Annotated in this window: 15 protein-coding genes and 1 other annotated feature; of the genes, 6 read left to right on the forward strand and 9 right to left on the reverse strand. The window is 40.1% G+C overall.

All coding sequences use genetic code 11. The annotated features are described in order from the left end of the window. The first annotated feature begins 29 nt into the window (after positions 1-29). From ctpB to JVX94_RS17440, 3 genes are all read left to right on the forward strand, one after another. The gene (gene ctpB, locus JVX94_RS17430) at positions 30-1,478 is read left to right on the forward strand and encodes a carboxy-terminal processing protease CtpB (RefSeq protein WP_203128895.1); all 1,449 of its coding nucleotides are present in this window, start codon (positions 30-32) and stop codon (positions 1,476-1,478) included. A 344-nt stretch (positions 1,479-1,822) separates the two neighbouring features. Next, positions 1,823-2,176 (forward strand): swarming motility protein SwrAA, encoded by a 354-nt coding sequence (locus tag JVX94_RS17435; protein ID WP_007500014.1) that lies wholly within the window; start codon positions 1,823-1,825, stop codon positions 2,174-2,176. Between the two features lie 68 nt (positions 2,177-2,244). Continuing rightward, a complete protein-coding gene (locus tag JVX94_RS17440; RefSeq protein WP_041107980.1) occupies positions 2,245-3,432 on the forward strand; it encodes a PDZ domain-containing protein in 1,188 nt (395 codons plus the stop codon). A 10-nt stretch (positions 3,433-3,442) separates the two neighbouring features. Here the strand turns inward: JVX94_RS17440 and JVX94_RS17445 are convergent, their stop codons facing one another. Then, positions 3,443-3,808 carry a winged helix-turn-helix transcriptional regulator gene (locus tag JVX94_RS17445; RefSeq protein WP_024423595.1) on the reverse strand — a complete coding sequence of 122 codons (366 nt, stop codon included), beginning with the start codon at positions 3,806-3,808 and terminating at the stop codon, positions 3,443-3,445. A gap of 228 nt (positions 3,809-4,036) precedes the next feature. On the opposite strand from JVX94_RS17445, the gene JVX94_RS17450 reads away from it, so the two are divergent. Continuing rightward, a complete protein-coding gene (locus tag JVX94_RS17450) occupies positions 4,037-4,711 on the forward strand; it encodes an NAD(P)H-dependent oxidoreductase (protein ID WP_205183950.1) in 675 nt (224 codons plus the stop codon). 89 nt (positions 4,712-4,800) lie between these two features. Next, positions 4,801-5,026: a binding site (T-box leader), on the forward strand. A gap of 75 nt (positions 5,027-5,101) precedes the next feature. After that, entirely contained in the window at positions 5,102-6,451 is a 1,350-nt protein-coding gene (locus JVX94_RS17455) for an amino acid permease (protein WP_095409658.1), read from the forward strand. A 45-nt stretch (positions 6,452-6,496) separates the two neighbouring features. Here JVX94_RS17455 and JVX94_RS17460 read toward each other — a convergent pair whose 3' ends face one another. The 8 genes from JVX94_RS17460 to JVX94_RS17495 all read right to left on the reverse strand — a co-directional run bounded on the left by JVX94_RS17460 (position 6,497) and on the right by JVX94_RS17495 (position 17,765). Next, positions 6,497-7,489, reverse strand: coding sequence for a glycosyltransferase family 2 protein (locus JVX94_RS17460; RefSeq protein WP_111292241.1), 993 nt, complete (start codon positions 7,487-7,489; stop codon positions 6,497-6,499). 31 nt (positions 7,490-7,520) lie between these two features. Further along, complete coding sequence (locus JVX94_RS17465) at positions 7,521-9,635, reverse strand: ArnT family glycosyltransferase (RefSeq protein ID WP_205183953.1); 2,115 nt, start codon at positions 9,633-9,635, stop codon at positions 7,521-7,523. A gap of 208 nt (positions 9,636-9,843) precedes the next feature. Continuing rightward, positions 9,844-11,259, reverse strand: coding sequence for a HAMP domain-containing sensor histidine kinase (locus tag JVX94_RS17470; RefSeq protein WP_205183956.1), 1,416 nt, complete (start codon positions 11,257-11,259; stop codon positions 9,844-9,846). Further along, on the reverse strand, positions 11,256-11,942 hold the full coding sequence (locus JVX94_RS17475; protein ID WP_095409654.1) for a response regulator transcription factor: 687 nt from the start codon (positions 11,940-11,942) through the stop codon (positions 11,256-11,258). The genes JVX94_RS17470 and JVX94_RS17475 overlap by 4 nt, the downstream gene beginning before the upstream one ends. After that, positions 11,939-12,922 carry a YncE family protein gene (locus JVX94_RS17480; protein WP_205183959.1) on the reverse strand — a complete coding sequence of 328 codons (984 nt, stop codon included), beginning with the start codon at positions 12,920-12,922 and terminating at the stop codon, positions 11,939-11,941. Before JVX94_RS17480 ends, JVX94_RS17475 begins: the two co-directional genes overlap by 4 nt. A 273-nt stretch (positions 12,923-13,195) precedes the next feature. After that, a complete protein-coding gene (locus JVX94_RS17485; RefSeq protein ID WP_095409652.1) occupies positions 13,196-14,530 on the reverse strand; it encodes an MFS transporter in 1,335 nt (444 codons plus the stop codon). Positions 14,531-14,570: 40 nt separating this feature from the next. Continuing rightward, on the reverse strand, positions 14,571-15,143 hold the full coding sequence (locus JVX94_RS17490; RefSeq protein WP_144483646.1) for a TetR/AcrR family transcriptional regulator: 573 nt from the start codon (positions 15,141-15,143) through the stop codon (positions 14,571-14,573). 90 nt (positions 15,144-15,233) lie between these two features. Next, a complete protein-coding gene (locus JVX94_RS17495) occupies positions 15,234-17,765 on the reverse strand; it encodes a PEP/pyruvate-binding domain-containing protein (RefSeq protein WP_205183962.1) in 2,532 nt (843 codons plus the stop codon). Positions 17,766-18,046: 281 nt separating this feature from the next. Between JVX94_RS17495 and JVX94_RS17500 the strand changes: the two genes are divergently transcribed. Beyond that, complete coding sequence (locus JVX94_RS17500) at positions 18,047-18,292, forward strand: CsbA family protein (protein WP_024426229.1); 246 nt, start codon at positions 18,047-18,049, stop codon at positions 18,290-18,292. The last annotated feature ends 208 nt before the right edge of the window (positions 18,293-18,500 follow it).

Genomic DNA, 18,500 nt, shown 5'->3' on the forward strand with positions numbered 1-18,500 from the left:
TCAGGAAGAGTTGAAGAAGGAGGCCAAATATGAAAAAACAAATCGCATCTATTATGGCAAGTGTCGTTCTCTTAATAAGTGCAGGTGTGATGACGCATAAAGAGGGAACTCATGCGGAGTCACCGCAAGCAGCTGCTGCAATGGCTGGACAAGCTCAATCAAGTGATAAGGCGAAAGAGAATGGGATGGAAAAGATCGAGAAAGCCTATGACCTTATTTCGAATGAATATGTAGAGGAAGTGGATCGGCAAAAGCTGCTAGAAGGCGCGATCCAAGGAATGCTTTCGACGTTAAACGATCCGTATTCAGTATACATGGACAAGCAAACCGCAAAGCAATTTTCTGATTCGCTTGATTCTTCCTTTGAGGGAATTGGGGCAGAAGTGGGGATGGATGAAGGAAAGATCATTATCGTCTCCGCCTTTAAAAAATCCCCTGCGGCAAAAGCAGGTCTAAAGCCGAAAGATGAAGTCATCAGTATTGACGGTGAGCCAATGAAAGAAAAAAGCTTAAACGATGCTGTGCTAAAAATAAGAGGAAAAAAAGGAACGTCTGTCGCCTTAACAATCAAACGAAACGGGATTGAAAAAGAGTTAACGTTCCATATCAAACGAGAAGAAATCCCGCTTGAAACTGTGACTTCCTCAGTAAAAGAGGTAAATGGTCATAAAACAGGCTATATTGCGATCTCCAGCTTCTCTGAAGATACGGCGAAGGATTTCACATCAAGTCTGAAACAGCTCGAGAAAAAGGGCATAGAAGGTCTTGTACTGGATGTGAGAGGAAACCCTGGCGGCTATCTGCAAAGTGTGGAAGATATTTTGAAACATTTTATTACGAAGGATCAGCCCTATATTCAAATCGCAGAACGGAATGGCGACCGGAAACGATATTTTTCAAAACTGAAGGAACAAAAGCCTTATCCAGTCAACGTCTTAATTGATAAAGGCAGTGCTTCCGCTTCTGAAATACTTGCTGGAGCCATGAAAGAAGCAGGAAAGTATGAAGTCGTCGGTGATGTCTCCTTTGGAAAAGGTACTGTGCAGCAGGCGGTTCCGATGGGAGATGGAAGTAATATTAAATTAACGCTGTATAAATGGCTCACGCCAAAAGGCAATTGGATTCACAAAAAAGGTGTCGTACCGACAATTGCGATTCATCAGCCGGATTACTTTACCGCAGGTCCGCTTCAGCTCAAAGAACCGCTTCAGCTTGATATGAACAATGAAGAAGTGAGACAAGCGCAGACGCTGTTAAAGGGATTGTCATTTGACCCAGGCAGAGTAGATGGATATTTTGATGAAGAAACGAAAAAGGCTGTACTTGCCTTCCAAAGCACATACAATCTCAATAAATCAGGTGTCATTGATTTGAAAACAGCGAAAATGATGAACAAAATGGTGGATGAAGTGAAATCTTACGAAAAAAATGACCTTCAATTGCAGACTGCACTAAAAGCACTATATCTTAAAAAATAAAGAGGCGAATAATAGCCTCTTTTTTTTGGTTCATAAGTGTCATGAACATGTAATAATTTATGTTTAAAAATAAATTATATCGAGAAATATATTCATTTATTTTACAAAAAACATAACATTCCTTCAATTTTACCCGATAACATATGTATATAAGAGACTTTCTGTTGATTTAAACATGTCATGAAAATGAAACTTTTGAAAGTTGTATGTTACATAAATAATTCTTACAATAAAAAGTAGCACTCATTTTAAATATTTTATTTTTTGCGGATATTCAGCTTGAGCATTAAGCTGTACCGAGGTTTGCGCTTTTCTTAAAAGAACTAGTAAATGGGGGTACACAATTGAAAAGGGCAAGTATTGTGAGAGAGAAAAAATATTACGAGTTGGTAGAGGAACTTAAGAGTCGTACGAAAGATGTGACGTTTTCCGCTACAAAGGCATTAAGTCTGCTCATGCTGTTAAGCAGGTACTTGGTCAATTACACAACGGTAGAATCAGTCGACGAAATCGATGAAGACTGTGCTGAGATATACTTCAATTATTTAATGGATAATCATAAGAGACTTGGTATAAACTTAACCGACATCAAGAGGTCGATGCAGCTGCTCGGAGGCATACTAGATGTAGATGTCAATCACTACTTAAAAGATTTTTCACTGTCGAATGTCACACTTTGGATGAATCAGGAGAAATAAACCTGATGTCAAGCATCGATTTATTTGATAGAATAAGAGAAAATGCTTGACTTGGGCGGTGAACGATAATGAGCTCGGAGTGGATGGGAGCCGGATTAAAAGCGGTCGGTCTGTTTTTAATCCATCCTCTTTTTTATTTCATGATATTAATCAGCCTATTGCATGGCTACATCCGCGTAAAGCGGGAGAGAAAAGCGTTTCAAACAAGAATAGAAGATGTATACGATGAACTAAAATTTACATATTCAAAGGGATGGATTCTAGGGATTTGCCTATCAGTCATTTCAGTAGGCTTAGGGATTGCCCTCCCCCCTGGATTCATCGTGCTGATTGCAGCGATGACCATCGTTTTCTCTTTATTCTTTAAGGCGAGTGCGCTTTCGTCTGCATACACACTCGGTTTCAGTTTTATTGCGGCACTTGGACTGATTCATTTCCAAGTGAGTCATTCTTGGCTGCCGCAGCTCTCAATGATGAATGCATCAGCCGTTGTTATTCTGCTAGGACTTCTATTAATGACCGAGGGAATTCTAGCCTATCGAACGGCGCATTTACGTACATCGCCTGCTATGGTGATGAGTGCGAGAGGACTTTTAATTGGTCAGCAGCGGGCAAACCGTCTGTGGCTTTTACCGCTTGTTTTACTGATGCCGGCAGGCGAATTCACTTCTTCTCTGCCATGGTGGCCGGTGCTTCAAGTGCATGATCAAAGCTTTTCATTTATTTTGATTCCATATATCATCGGATTCGGTCAGAGAATTCAAGGCTCACTGCCAATTGTCAGTATTCAAATTACGGCACGGCGTATTCTTATGCTAGGTCTCGCTGTCGCTTTATTAGGCGCTGCAAGTATTTGGTTTGAACCGATTGCTTGGGGAGCTGTATTGATTGCGGTGATAGGAAGAGCCTTTCTCTCATGGAAGCAGAGGGTCAATGACAATGCTGCCCCGTTCTACTTCTCTAAGCGTAATCAAGGGCTGATGGTGCTGGGAATTATTCCAAATACACCAGCGGCTGATTTAAAGCTTGAGATTGGAGAAGTCATCACAAAGGTGAATGGAATTGAAGTCAAAACCGTTTCGGAATTTTATGAAGCCCTTCAAACCAATCGTGCTCTAACAAAGCTCGAGATCATTGGCTTAAATGGTCAGACAAGATTTGAGAAACGTGCTTCTTACGAAGGGGAGCATCATCAGCTTGGCATCCTGTTTGTGAAGGATGATCCACAGCAAGAACCAACGGCAATTTCATCTTAAAAAAAAGCTGCTAGAGATGGCAGCTTTTTTCTTTTGGACGCGCTTCTTTCCCATAGGATTCGCCCCATTCACGCATGGCGAAGATGATAGGCTTTAATGTATTTCCAAGAGAAGTGAGTGAATATTCGACACGAGGGGGGACCTCCTCATAGACTTCTCTATGAACAACGCCGTCTTGTTCAAGCTCACGCAATTGCAGTGTGAGGACACGCTGAGAAATTCTTGGCAGCAGCCTGCGCAATTCATTGTAGCGTTTTGGACCGCAAGTTAAATGATAAAGGATCACCCCTTTCCATTTCCCTCCGATGACACTTGTCGTCACTGAAACGGGACAGCCATGATTGACAATACTGACTGGATTGGATGGTGCACTCATCTTAACACTCCTTTCTGAGACAAATTTGGTGATACACGAACAAGATGGTAACTAACGAACAAAAATGTGCGTACTTGAATCACTCGAAGCTTTTCTTATACCATATAGATATCACATCACACATTCGGGCTGTTTGTTTTCTTATCATAACAATTTCTATATGGGAATGGAAAGAAATTGGATTGATGAAACAAACGCCCTAATTGGTCAATAGAAAGGATGAATACAATGCGAGACAAAGATCAATTAAAAAAAGAAATCATTGAGGCGTATGAGTTCCGCCATGCGACAAAAGAGTTTGACCCAGCGAAAAAAATATCAGAGGATGATTTTGCGTTCATTTTAGAAACAGGAAGACTTTCCCCAAGCTCTGTAGGATTTGAGCCTTGGAAATTCCTCGTTGTTCAAAATGAAGCATTTAGAGAAAAATTAAAAGAGTATACATGGGGAGCACAAAAGCAGCTTCCAACTGCCAGTCATTTTGTGATCATCTTGGCAAGAACAGACGCCCGTTATGATTCAGCATATGCAGAATACATCAACAAGCAAATCAAAGGAATGACAGACGAAACGTTCGAGATGGTGAAGGGACGCTACAAAGAATTCCAAGAGAATGATCTTCATTTGTTGGAAAATGAACGTACGCTCTTTGATTGGGCTTCAAAACAAACGTATATTAGCCTCGGAAACATGATGACAGCCGCTGCACAAATTGGCATTGATTCGTGCCCAGTCGAGGGATTCAGCTACGATGAGATTCATCGCATTCTAGATGAAGAAGGGCTGCTTGAGGATGGCCAGTATGACATTTCAGTCATGGCAGCCTTTGGTTATCGTGTGACTGAGCCGAAGCGCGGCAAAACGCGCCGTCCGATGGATGAAGTAGCTGTTTGGATTCGTTAAAAGAGAATGTCTGAAAAAGGATGTTGACAATTGCGTGGTTAGTCAGTATATTTAAAAAATAAAATCTTTGATGAATATACAAATTGACTATAAACGCTTTGACTTGAGAATAGTAGATGAACATCCGTTTTTTTAAGAGAGCTGCGGGGTGGTGCAACGCAGTAAAACGAATCATTGAACTCGCTCAAAGAGCGGTAAGACTGAATCAATAGTAAGTCTTTACGTGTGACCTCCGTTAACGGGTTTTAAGTTGGATTCAGCTATGGCTGAATCAATTAGAGTGGTAACGCGGTTGCAAGGTCAGTCGTCTCTTCAAGGAGATGACTGGCCTTTTTATATGCTTTTATCCTATATTTGTCTGAAGATTCAAATTTAAAGGAGCTATAGAAAATGGAAAAGGAACATGTGCAGTTAAAACGAACAATGACGTCAAGGCATATTATGATGCTCGCACTTGGCGGTGCAATTGGTGCTGGTCTGTTTAAAGGAAGCAGTTCTGCTATTGATATCGCAGGCCCTGCTGTCATTTTGGCATATATGATTGGTGGTCTTATTTTATTATTTATTATGCAAGGACTTGCCGAAATGACAGTTGCACGACCTGGCGCAAGAACATTCCGTGATTTAATTGAACCTGTGTTAGGCAAATATCCGGCTTATTTCTTAGACTGGATATACTGGAAAATGTGGGTGCTGAACATTGCAGCAGAAGCGATTGTATCTGCAATCTTTATTCAGTACTGGTTCCCACAGGTGCCTATTTGGACACTTGTGTTAATCATTTCACTTGTTGTGACATTGATCAATGTTTGTTCCGTTAAAATGTTTGCTGAGACGGAGTACTGGTTAGCTTCTATTAAAATTGCTGTCATTATTCTATTTATTATCATTGGGTTAACCATGCTGTTTGTCTCATTTGGTCAGCATGCAGCACCTGGATTATCCAACTTAACCGACCACGGAGGATTTTTCCCGAATGGAACGGGCGGATTAATTGCGGCCATGCTTGTTGTGGTGTATTCATATGGCGGGACTGAAATGATTGGGGTCACATTAGCAGAAACCAAAAATCCTGAAAAAGTCATCCCAAAGGCCATTCAAAGTACATTTGTACGAATCATTGGTTTCTATGTACTGCCGTTCTTCATCATCGTCAGCTTAATTCCTTGGAATCAAGTAAACAACGAGCAAGTGAGTCCATTCGTCACCGTGTTTGCAACGATTGGCGTGCCATACGCAAGTGACATCATGAACGGTATCATTTTACTAGCGATCTTGTCTTCTATGAACTCTGGATTGTACGCATCCTCAAGGGTACTCTATACGCAAGCGATGGATGGACGTGTATGGAAGGGCTTCTCAAAGCTATCAAAACAGCAGGTGCCTGTCAGAGCGATCCTAGTATGTACATCTACATTGTATGCTGCTGTATTGATTTCTCTTTTTGTAGGAAGTCAAACCTTTAATTATTTAATGGGATCTTTAAGCTATACGGTCTTATTCATCTGGTTTATTATTGCTGTCGGGCATTTAAAATCTCGAAGTGTAGCAGAACCAGGAGGCTATCGCGTGAAGCTATATCCTTTCACAACATGGTTTTCTGTGATTGCGATCATTGCCATTTTTATCGGCGTTGTGTCAACAACTCCAATTGTCCAAACGATGGTCACAATGGGCATTTATCTAATTATTACTCTTTCATTCTTCATCAACAGAAAGCGGTTTGAAACAGCCGCTTAATACAAGAAGCGTGCGGGACCTTTAAAGAGGTCTCACACGCTTTTTTTAATGCTGTTTGTATTGCTTGAAATGAACAGGGGATTGAACAGGCTGTGGCTTTGACTGAAGCCCGTAACTCTCTCTTACGATGTAAAGAGGTCGATCTTTTGCCTCGTCGTAGATTCGGCCGATGTATTCCCCAATCATTCCCAGCATAAAGAGGATAATGCCGCTAAAGAACAGCTGTATGACAATTAATGAACTCCATCCTGTAATGGTGCTGTTTGTAAAAAGCTTTAAGTAAAGTACAAGAAACATTGAAATGAATCCGATAGCGGAAAGGGCAATTCCTGCTAAACTCGCAAGCTTCAAAGGTTTATAGGAAAAGGAAGTGATTCCATCCATCGAGAGCTTAAGCATCTTTTTGAGCGGGTATTTTGTTTCTCCTGCTAGACGTTCATCTCGAACGTACTCTACTGCAATTTGTTTGAAACCTACCCAGCTGACTAGGCCGCGAACAAATGGATTTTTTTCTCGTATTTTTCTCATTTCATGGCACACTCTATGATCCATTAACCTGAAGTCACCGGTGTCGATTGGGATATCTACTTCGGTGATTTGACGTAAAACGCGATAGAAAAGGGAAGCGGTTTGCTTTTTGAAAAAAGTTTCGCCTTTTCGTTTGGTGCGCACAGCGTATACGACTTCATAGCCTTCTTTCCATTTTGCGATCATCTCTAATATCAATTCAGGCGGATCTTGTAGGTCTGCATCTATCACGACGACAGCTTCTCCCTTTGCATAATCCATCCCAGCTGTAATTGCAATTTGGTGTCCAAAGTTACGCGAGAAATCAATGAGTCTTACATTCGGATCGTTTTGGGAATACCCTTTAATTAGTTCAGCTGTTCGATCCATACTACCGTCATTGACGAAGAGAAGCTCGTATGCTTCTCCCGTCGAATCCATGACTGTTTTCAGTCGCTGATAGGATTCGTGGATCACAAGTTCTTCATTATAGACTGGGACTACAATCGAATATCGTATGTTCTTTTCCATCAGTCATCGTTCCTCCCTTTTAATAGATGAATTAATCAACGGATAGTTCATAAAGAGTGCCGCTCTCCATTCCGCCCATTCGTCCATTTGACTGATCATTTTGTTCTGATTGTTGGCTGTCTGTTTGCTGGTTCGTTTTGGATGTAGAGCTGTTCTGCCATTTAGAAGCAGATACTTCTTTACCATTTTTTTGAATCCAAGTGAGAATGTCAGAGCTACCGCCTCTCATACCAGAAAGATAGAAGTATTTGATTTTGCCGTCTTTGACGAGCTGTTTGAATTCACTAAGCGTGAGAATGTTATCAGATCCACTAAATCCACCTAATGCCATAACAGCTTTTCCTGTTTTAATAATGTAAGGTGAAGCAGTGGTTGCATCTGTTGTTCCGAATAGGAATTCTTCTCCCGTATTGTTTTTCTCAAGATAGCTGATCAACTTTTCATTGACTTGTGAACTCATGCTGCCACTTGAAGTTGCAAGCTGAGGACCAGTCTCTGGAAGCATACTGTTTCCCCCATAAAGAAGAGGTGTGCTTGCCCAGTATAGTGGTGCAATCAGCATGCCAAGGATGGCGATGAGAGACACGAATTGTTTTAGTTTTTCCTTTCCTTTTATCAAAAGCAGAGAAAGGATTGTTCCAACACCAATGATACCGACTGTAATGCTTAGTCCAAGACCGATCGTGCTTGTAAAAGTGGATAGGATAAAGATTTCAAATGCTGTTGTGACGAATATCGCCATTGGAAGCAGCCATTTTTTAAACCCAGTTCCTGTTTGAAACAACTGTGTCATAGAAACCCATCCGGCTCCTGCTAATACAGCAATTGGCGGTGCCAGCATGATTAAATAATAGTGATGGAAAAATCCTGCTACACTGAAAAATGCAGCAACAGGTATAAGCCAAGCTAACCAAAATAGTGTTTCTTTTTGTTTTGTATTGAGACGTCTTCTTTCAAAGGCAGTCGAGAAGAAGATACCAATCGCACCGAAGATCGCAAATGGAAGCAGCCAGCTGATTTGATCGGACAGTTCAGATTGGAACAGACGTAACGGTCCCTTGGTTCCTGTACCAAACATGCCGGAGCCATTTCCCATTTTTCCGCCCCCGCCATTTGGCGGTCCATCACCATTACCGCCTGAAGGCATATCAGGTGGTGTTGTACCGTCTGCATTGCTTGGTGGTCCTTGCATTGAAGGCTGTTTCTGACTAGATGATTGGTTTGAATTGTCTGAGTTGTTTTGATTTCCATGAGATGGTGGCTGAGGCATGGTGGATGAATCATTGTCATTTTGCTGATCCCCCTGCTGTGAAGGTGGCTGCCTCTCACCCTGATTTGTGCCGCCTCCCCCGCCAGACTGTTGACCAGTCAACCGCTGAAGACCGTTGTAACCAAAGGCTAATTCTAGTGCTGAGTTCGATTGGCTTGATCCCATATAAGGGCGATTGTCTTTGGAAGTGAGATCAACCGCTATAGACCAAGAAACAGATACACCTAAAAGAACAATCATTGAAACGATCAGCGAGAGTAATTTTTTCTTCCATGTCGATCGGTAAGCAAGGATGTAAAAAAGAATGAGTGCCGGTACGATCATATAGGCTTGCAGCATTTTCGTATTAAAGCCGACGCCAATCATCGCAAACGCAGCAATCGCCCAAAGCACCTTTTGCTGTTTTACAGCCTTGAACATCATTCCTGTTGCTAGTAAAAGTATAAAGACAAGTAAGCTGTCAATATTATTTGTGCGAGATACAGCAACCGCAATAGGTGTACACGCCATGATAAGTGCCGCTAATCTTGCCGCTGCTTGGCCAAAAGTTGGTTTGACAAGACGATAGATCAGATAAACAGATCCAATGCCTGCTAAAGCTTGAGGCAAGATGACACTCCATCCATGGAGACCAAAAATTTTGGCACTGATCGTTTGCAGCCAGAAGGTGAGCGGGGGTTTATCCACCGTGACATATCCTGCTGGATCAAATGAAGCAAAGAAGAAATTATGCCAGCTTTGCATCATACTTGTGACAGCCGCAGTATAATACGCATTCACCGTATCATCTTCCCAAATGTTGTAAATGTTTAAGATGGCAGATAAGATCAATATGAAAAATAAATAAATATCAAATTTCTGAAAACGTCTGATCAAAAGCAAGTCACTCCTTTTTTTCACTTGAAAAAAGTGTAACAAGCAAATATGAATAAAATGTTAATAAAAAAAGACCATTTTTTTATTTTTTAGAAATAAAAACAGCTCTTAGTGAAAAGAGCTGTTCTAGTTGTAGACACATCCTATGGATACTGAATTTATCAGATAAAGTAGAGATTCCAATGAGAGTAAAATATGTGAGTAGTAGTTATAGAGTAGGTGAGTTCTCATTGAATGAAGCATTGGGAAGTTGAATGATGGCTGTCGTACCAATGCCAGGCTCAGATTGAATGTCGAACGTCCCGTGATGTTTTTTGATGATTTGATAAACAATAGCTAGTCCAAGGCCAGAGCCGCCATCCTTTCTTGTTCGTGCTTTATTTACACGATAAAATCGCTCAGAAACATGTGGAAGATCTTCTTTTGGAATACCGTTGCCTTCGTCAGTCACTCTCAATTCAGCAACACTTTGGTGAACTTGTAATTCAATCGATATTGATTTTCCAGATGGCGTGTACTGAATGGCATTGTCCAGTAAATTACGTATCACTTGTTGGAGACGGTCGCTATCACCATAAACAATGCAATCCTCTTCAAGTGTACGTTTGAGAGTAATGTTTTTTTTGTCAGCGAAGAAGGCCATTTGATCAAGAACATCGTGGATCAGCTGAGCAAAGACAATTGGCTCCCTCGTAAGTGGATAGGAGTCACCTTCTAACTGTGCAAGATCTAAAAGATCATGTACAAGCCGGCTTAAACGTGTGGCCTCATCTTGGATGATTTGCATTCCTTTTTTTTGATCAATGATCCCTTCTTCAATTCCTTCTGCATAGCCTTTCATATAACTTAAAGGCGTTCTAAGTTCGTGAGAGACATTCGCAAGAAATTCCTTGCGGTGCTGTTCAACTTTTTCGAGGGTAGAAGACAGTTTATTAAAGGAGCGGCTGAGCTGGTTTAACTCATCTCCTTTTTTGGTTACGGCCATTCGTTTTGAGAAATCACCAGATTCCATTTCCATTGCAATTTCTTTCATTTTATTAATTGTCTGCACTACTTTATTGGAGCTCTTATATCCGATCACGAATATCAGGAGCAGAATCATTAAGATGGATATGCCAAGCGTCAATCTAATTTGGACAAAGGGTTCATATACATCTGATAAGGGCATGGAGAGGAAAATAGTTCCTGATAGATCATCATTGCTTGAGAAAACAGGGATGGCGATGCCAAGAATATCTTGGTGAAACTTTGGGTGTTCTCTAATTAACACGACGGTTTCACCTTGAAGAAGCTTTTGGCGTTCCTTGAATGTAATGAGATTATCATTTGTGTCCGTATCAAAAGGAAGTCCACTTGAAAGCTCCATTGGATCATCTGTAAAAATAATGTTTGCCTGACTTGAGTCATTTGCCCATTTCATTCTGTCGGTAAAATACTTGTCTTTCCCGTGTGTGTGATAGATTTCTGCCAGCTTCTTACCTAGCAAACTTAAGGAATCGATCTGTTTATCAATATATAAATGTTGGTATAAGTAAAAGGTAAGGGCAAGCGCTGAGGCTGCAACGATTCCGATCACTGCAAGGATTAAGAAGAGTACTTTCTTTTTAATCGATAATGGCTTCATTCTTCCTCCTCAAACTTATAGCCGACACCCCAAACGGTTTTAATAAATCGTTCTGCTTCCTTTAACTTCAGTCGCAGCGTTTTGATATGTGTATCGACTGTTCTTAAAGAGCCGCTCGTTGAATGTGTTTCCCACAATTTTTGATAAAGGTGTTCTCGTGAAAAAACTTGTCCTTGGTTGAGTAAAAGAAACATGAGTAAATCAAACTCTCTTCTTGTTAAATTAACGGGCTGTTGATGGAGGTAAACTTGTCTGCCATCTTGATCAATCTCCATATCGCCAATCTGTATTCGGCTGCGCTTTAGCGAAAGACCTCTAATTCGTCTAAGGGTTGTTTCAATTCTTGCTGCAAGCTCACGCAGACTGAAAGGCTTCATGATGTAGTCATCCGCTCCAATTTCAAGTCCTCTAATTCGGTCCTCCTCATAACTCCTCGCTGTTAAAAATAAAATCGGTATTTGAGATGTTTGTCGAATACGCTGACAGACCTCAAATCCATCCATGTCAGGCATCATAATATCTAATACAACAAGGTCAATTGATTCCTTTTCAAGCTGATGCAAGGCATCCTTTCCATTATTCGCAGTGATAATGTGAAAGCCATGTCTCTTCAAAAAAGACCCGATTAACTCAAGCATATCGAGCTCATCATCTACGATTAAAATACGCATTTGTTCCTTCATTTCTTTTCCTCCAACACGATAGCATAAGGTCCTGATGGTACATTCAGTTGATTTTTCATGATAAGTGAGTGTTTATCAATGATGGATACTGAGTTGTCATCCAAGTTACTCACATAAATTGATGTCGTATCAGCGGTGATATAATTTGGATTTTGACCAGTTTCAACAGAAGCAAGCTGCTTATTTGTTTTGGTATTTACTTTGTATAGCGTATGATCTCCATGGCATAGTACATATAAAGTAGAAGAATTTTTCTCTGAAAAAAATGCAACAGGCATAACGCCTAGCTTTATTTCTCGCTGTTTTTTGCCTGTTTTAGGGTCATAAGCAAAAATACTCTTATTTAAGGTGCCTTGTTTACCATGGCCGCCGATCCAAATAGACTGTCCATCAAAATGAATCCCAGAAGGCCGATTAAGTACAGAAAACGTACGTATATTTTTTTCCTTTTCAATATCTATGACGGAGACAGTATGACTTTCTGCATTTAAAACAAATAAAAGACCTGATGAAGAAAGAGTCATAGAAGAAGGTAATTTTCCAGTTTTTACAGTCGATTTTATTTTTTTACGCTCCGTATCAATAAAGTAAACGACATTTTTCTGTGAGTTGGCAGCGATTAATGTATGAGAAGCTGCATCATATGTAAGGGAAGTCAGTCCTTTATCCACATCCATATAATCTGTTGCTGTCCCGTTTTTTAGATTAATTTCGATAAGGGATTCTCCCTCTTTACTTGTAGCGATGATGACGTCTTTATTGATTTGAATAAGATCAGTGAGTGGGTGCTTTAAATCCACAGAAGAGAGTATTTTATTTTTTTGTATATCAACTATTGAAAAGGAGGCTTTTTTTAATTGAGAGATGACAGCGATGGATTGAGAGCTGCCTGGCGGCGTAAATTGCCGTTCTTTTCCACAGCCTGTCAGAAATAAAAGTAGAGCTGATAAACAGATCAAAACATATTTCACACGTTCCATTCTTCCGCTCCTTTACGTTCTCTATTTTCAAAATCATACCACAAAAATTGTGAAAAAAAATTGAAGTTATCCATGCTGAAAGAATGAAAAAAAGCTTTTAGGTGAGTGAGGGAGACGATTTGCACTTGAAGTTCCTTTTTTGTCTGGACATATGCCATTTTTTCTTCTTTAAAAGATGATTTTCAAGATTTGATGAATGCACTCGCTATAGTTTACAGTGATACAAATGATGAAAACTCCCCCGCTCTAAATAGGCATAGAGCAAGGGAGTCATTAGGCGGAATGTTCAGATGATGGAGAGGTTGGTTTTGTTTTTACGCGTTGAGATAAAAAGAAACCAAGAATGCCTGCACCCATTAATACAATAAATAAAGATTGAAAACCACTCATGATCCCAATCAATGTAGACGAAATGATGCTGCCAAAATATCGAAAGGTAGAGAAAATACCAGATGCTGAACCAGATAAGCTTTGATCAACAGACGTTAAAGAAGCCATCTGCATACTGGTCATCCCAATCCCTGATGAAATTCCACCTGCGACAAGTGTCACGATAAGAAGTGGTAAGGTAGGGTACTGACTCAGTGTGATTAACATGATGCCTGATAAAGTGAGGCAGAGAAATGAAAAGCGAATCATTTTTTTCGCGCCTTTTTTCGGATGGAGTCTTGCCCCTAACAAGCCGCTAATAGACATGCAAAGAGAAAATACTGATAGAATGATACCGCTTTGTGTATGAGAAAGTGCAAGTTGTTGTTCCATAAACAGCGGCATAATCAGAAGGATGGCATACATGACAAAATTACTTAGCATGATCGACAGGTTTGCATTTGTAAATGAACTGTTTTTAAAAAGCGACAAATCGATGATCGGATTCTTTACTTTTCGTACATGTTTAAAGAATAAAGGAATCACGATCAACGCTAGAATTCCATAGATCAAGTATTCATTTAGCAATTGGCTTTTAGTGCATAAAATGAGTGTGGCAATCCCGATGGTTAAGTACAATGAACCAATGATGTCTACATTTGCTTGTAAGCGTGTATGCTTTGTTTTTGGAATGAGTAATACGCCGGTAACAAGTGTAAGGAACAAGAATGGGATATTTACAAAGAATATAGAATGCCAATCAAAACTCTGAATAAGAATCGAACCAATAAAAGGTCCAAGTGCGGCACCAATACCGGCTCCAAACCCAAAATAACCCATTGTTTTAGATAGTTTTTCGGGGGATACTGTTGCACGAATCAATGCAATGCTATTCGGTGTTAAAATAGCGCCGCCAGCTGCTTGAATGGAACGAAAAGTGATGAGAAAAGCTAGATTAGGAGCTAAAGCACATCCAATTGAGCCAATTAAAAAGAGCATGACCCCAATTAAATACATTCGCCGGTGTCCGTATATATCTCCTAACTTACCAGCGATAGGCTGAGTGACTGCCATGACAATAAGATAAATTGTGACAACCCAAGTGATGTTTGCAAGGGATTGATCATAATAAGTTGATATGGATGATAGAGCGACAGCGATCATCGTTGAGTTGACTGGAACTAGTATAGCTCCAAGCAACAAAGAATAGATGACGAAACTCTCTTTTTTTAACCTCAATGTGTATACCACCTTTTGTAAAAAAGAAGAATTCCACCCTTTAAGCGGGAGAAATTCCTCTCATGAAAATGTGTGTGCATGTTTCAATAAAATCTTCTTTTTGTGTGAGAACGAGTTGAAAATCTTGCTCTAGCTGCTGAATGAAAAATCCGAAATACGTACTAATGAAAATGTCTGCATAAATGTCTTCATTTCCTTTTAATACATGATGCTGGGCACCCATCTTTTTGAAATATTGTATCAGCATTTCTCTCAGTTCCTGAGGATAAATCTTTTCATGACTAGTTAAATCTTTATAAATAGCCGGGTCTCGCATGCTGATATAAATAAATTCTTTTTTTGAAGTCAAATCTTCAAGGAAATAGGTACCGAGAAACTTCAAATCGATGTATAAATCGCCTTTGAATTCCGCTTCTAGGGTTTTTGTCGGTGTTGATTTCATTTTCATAATGGCAGCAATGACGCCGCGTTTGTTTTTAAAGTTGCGAAAAATAGTTGCTTCACTCACATTCGCTTTTGTTGCTATTTCTTTGGTTGTTGTTTTTTGATAGCCCTTTTCAGTTAATAAATCCATTGTTGCGCGAATGATTCGTTGATTTGTAGATTTTAACAAGCATACTCACCTCAGGTTATGAATGTGTTTGCAACAAAGTAAGTATACCGATAAAACCTATGACCGCCAATATCATCCAAAATGATAAGCTTATGCACGCGAATGCTGCTTTAAAATCTGAATGCGTCCATTGCTGCCATCTACTGTCACAAGGTCACCGGATTGAAGTGTTTCAGTTGCTATTCTAGTACCTAAGACAGCTGGCATCATATACTCTCTTGCAATAATAGCTGAATGAGATAAAATGCCTCCAGCATCGGTGATGACTGCTTTCGCATCTCTAAATAAGCTCGTCCATAAAGGTGTGGTCGTTTTACAAACTAAAATATCATCCTTTTGGAATTGTGAGAATTCTTCAGCACTAGTAATCACTTTTACTCTTCCGGAAACAATACCGCTGGATGCGCCAATTCCATAGATCACATCTTGTGTGTTGTTTTGATTTTCTCTTAATGAACCAAGCATTCTTTCCACTTGCTGCAATTCAGCTTCAGTTGGTGTGCCGGTGTAAGCTGGTGGTTGAATGGCTTCATTTTCTTTCATTTCCATTTTTCTTTGCTGGATAACCGAATCGAATGAGATAGACGTTGTGAGCGCTTTTTGTACCTCTTCATCGTAGAGATACCAAAGATCTTCTTGATGAGGAATGGCTCCTTTTTTTGCGAGAAGCTCACCAATTTTTAATAGATATACCCGGGCTTTTGCATCTAACATTGCATCAATGTAGAAGTGGTGGTCATCTCGGATATTCGCTGCTTGAAGGGCAAATTGATACAGCGTCTCAAATTTTGTTTTAAACGACTCATCCTTCACTTGACTCATAAAATGTTTATACGTCTCTTGTCTTTTGATCACTGCTTTTGCAAATTCTTCATCAAAATCACATTGGGACTGGATGTTATTTCTGATGATATCTAATATAAACTCCGGGTTTTCTGCCCAAGTCTCATCCGTAAGGTCATGACTTTTAACAGATCGCCAGCCGTAAACTTGGAGAAAATCCTCCAATTTCGAAATGAAATGCCTCCCTTTTTCCGAGTGTTTGAGTACATGTAACAGCTCCGAGTTCTTTTCATGTTGAATAAATGCTTGATGAAGTTCTGGATCTTGAAGGACATCCTTTGCGATATCAGATAGCACCTTGTCTGTTTCAAGAGATTTGTTCATCACGCCTATCATCATTTCGTGCAGCAAGACGACTTGGGTTTGATCACCAGTATACGTGACAAGCATGTCTTCAATGATGGCTGATAGTATGATTTGCGGTGTGACGATATCAAAATGATCATCATACGCTTGGATATAAAAATCCTTTAATTCTTCAAAGCCGATGATGGCTTTTTCAATGGTCATAGGTTCCTTCATTTGGCGATCGAGTTTTTCGTAAAATGGAAAGAAATTTTTCTCTAGAATCTCATACATCCGCTCACTTAAATGCGGAAATAGCTCAAATATACGTTCATCAAAAACGGGTGCAGCTCCTTCTTGCGCTTCTGGCAGTGCCGGTGCTGAGTATAGGTGGCCTCTGTAAAGCTTAATATCTTTGATGTTCATATCAGGCACTTGATACTTTTCTCCATTTTTCTTCATCCCGCTTTTTAAGGCTGGTATGATCAAGCTTGAGAAAAGAGGGCTCGTTGGACCAGGCATATGATCGTCCATTGAAATCCAGAAATCCTGCAGCTCTTCTGGCTGCATTTGAAAAGAAGCGCCCGCTGATTCATTTACTGTTTTTGGGAGGGCTGCGGTAATCGGCCTTGCTTGAAGTAAATAAAACGACCCATCTGCTATGCCAAATTCGATATCGACTCCATGTCCGTAAAGTTCTTCTACTTGTTTCGTAATTTGTGTGATTTTTTTCAATTGATCATCGTTCAGGCAAAACTGGCCAGCCAATTTCTCCGCCACTGGCTGTTCCATGACACCCTCTTGGAAAGGAACAATTTGCAGCTCTTTCGCCCCAAGTGTTTTTTCAATCGAAAAGTTCTCTTTATCTACAATAAACGTGTCTGGTGTCACAAGGCCGGAGACGATTGCTTCTCCCAATCCGTAGCTTGCGGTCAGCATCATTTCATTTGTTTTCCCCGATACGGGATTCTCACTAAAGATGACACCGGAGACGTCAGAATGGATCAACCCTTGAACAACAACGGCCATGAGCGGCATCTCTTCCTCATTTTCATTCATCTCTTCCTTATATTCTGTGACTCTCGCGGCAAAATAAGAAGACCAGCATTCTTTGACTGCTTGTAAAAACTCTTCATTTGTTTTGATATTTAAATAGGTCTCGTACTGTCCTGCAAATGAGGCACCTTCGAGATCTTCAGCAACAGAAGAGGACCTGACTGCAACAGAGGGATAAGTCTTCCGCAATGATTGAAAGGACGAAAGCAGCTCTGCTTCCATTTGTGAAGGGAACGATGCTTCTTTGATTTTTTGAGCAAGGTTTTGTTCTGCTGGTTGCAGATTGTGATATGAAAGAAAGCTTGCAAAGCTGTTGGTTTTAATAATAAATCCATCTGGGACTGGCAGGCCGTGATTGTTTAATTTGATTAAATTTAGGCCTTTTGCCCCTGCGAGTGATGCGGATTCTTCAGCCGCATGAAATAAAACTGAATACATGGGAATGCCCCCTTATCCAAATAGCCAATGGTTTGTATGTCTCTCTATTTTTTAAAATGATAGTGCGCACTATCATTTTAATCATAGGATTGATTGGATGTTATTGTCAAAGACGGAAAGACCTATCTTTACAAAGGGGACAATCTCACTAATTTCCTTCTATTTCTAAAACAAAAGTCTCCGAACATGAAGAAAAAAGGCGAAATTGAAAACTGTGAATTGTTCAATATGCCAATCTTTACTATAATCAAGGAAGTAGACCATGAAGAGGGAGGGTTTTTGTGATTACAAAAGCCATATTTGCACTAGTTTTTCCTTTCTTGCTCGTTATTTTATTTTCAAAGGTTACTTACAATCATTACGTGGGCATTGCGTTAACAGCAGCGCTTTTATTTGCTTCGTACATGAAGGGCTATACAGAAACCTACTTTATTGTGGGATTAGATATTATTTCTTTAGTAGCTGGGGCTTTGTTTATGGCTAAGAAAGAAATCGAAAAAAGAGAAAAAGCTGAAGAAAATCAATGATGTCATCGCCATCAAGAGCTTGATGGCCGAAAACTGACATGTTTTAAACAAGAGCTGTGCTTACGATTTCTGGTAAGCGCAGCTTTCTTTTTCTGCTCATCGAATATCTCACTCCAAAATGTTCCATACTGAAAGGAAGGTTTTCTTAAGAGGGTTATTTGCCATGGGAGAGAGGGTATGACTGTATTGGAAATAAAAATCAAGTAAG

Origin of the sequence: Bacillus sp. PDNC022, assembly GCF_016919285.1 — a bacterium.
GTDB lineage: Bacteria > Bacillota > Bacilli > Bacillales > Bacillaceae > Bacillus > Bacillus safensis.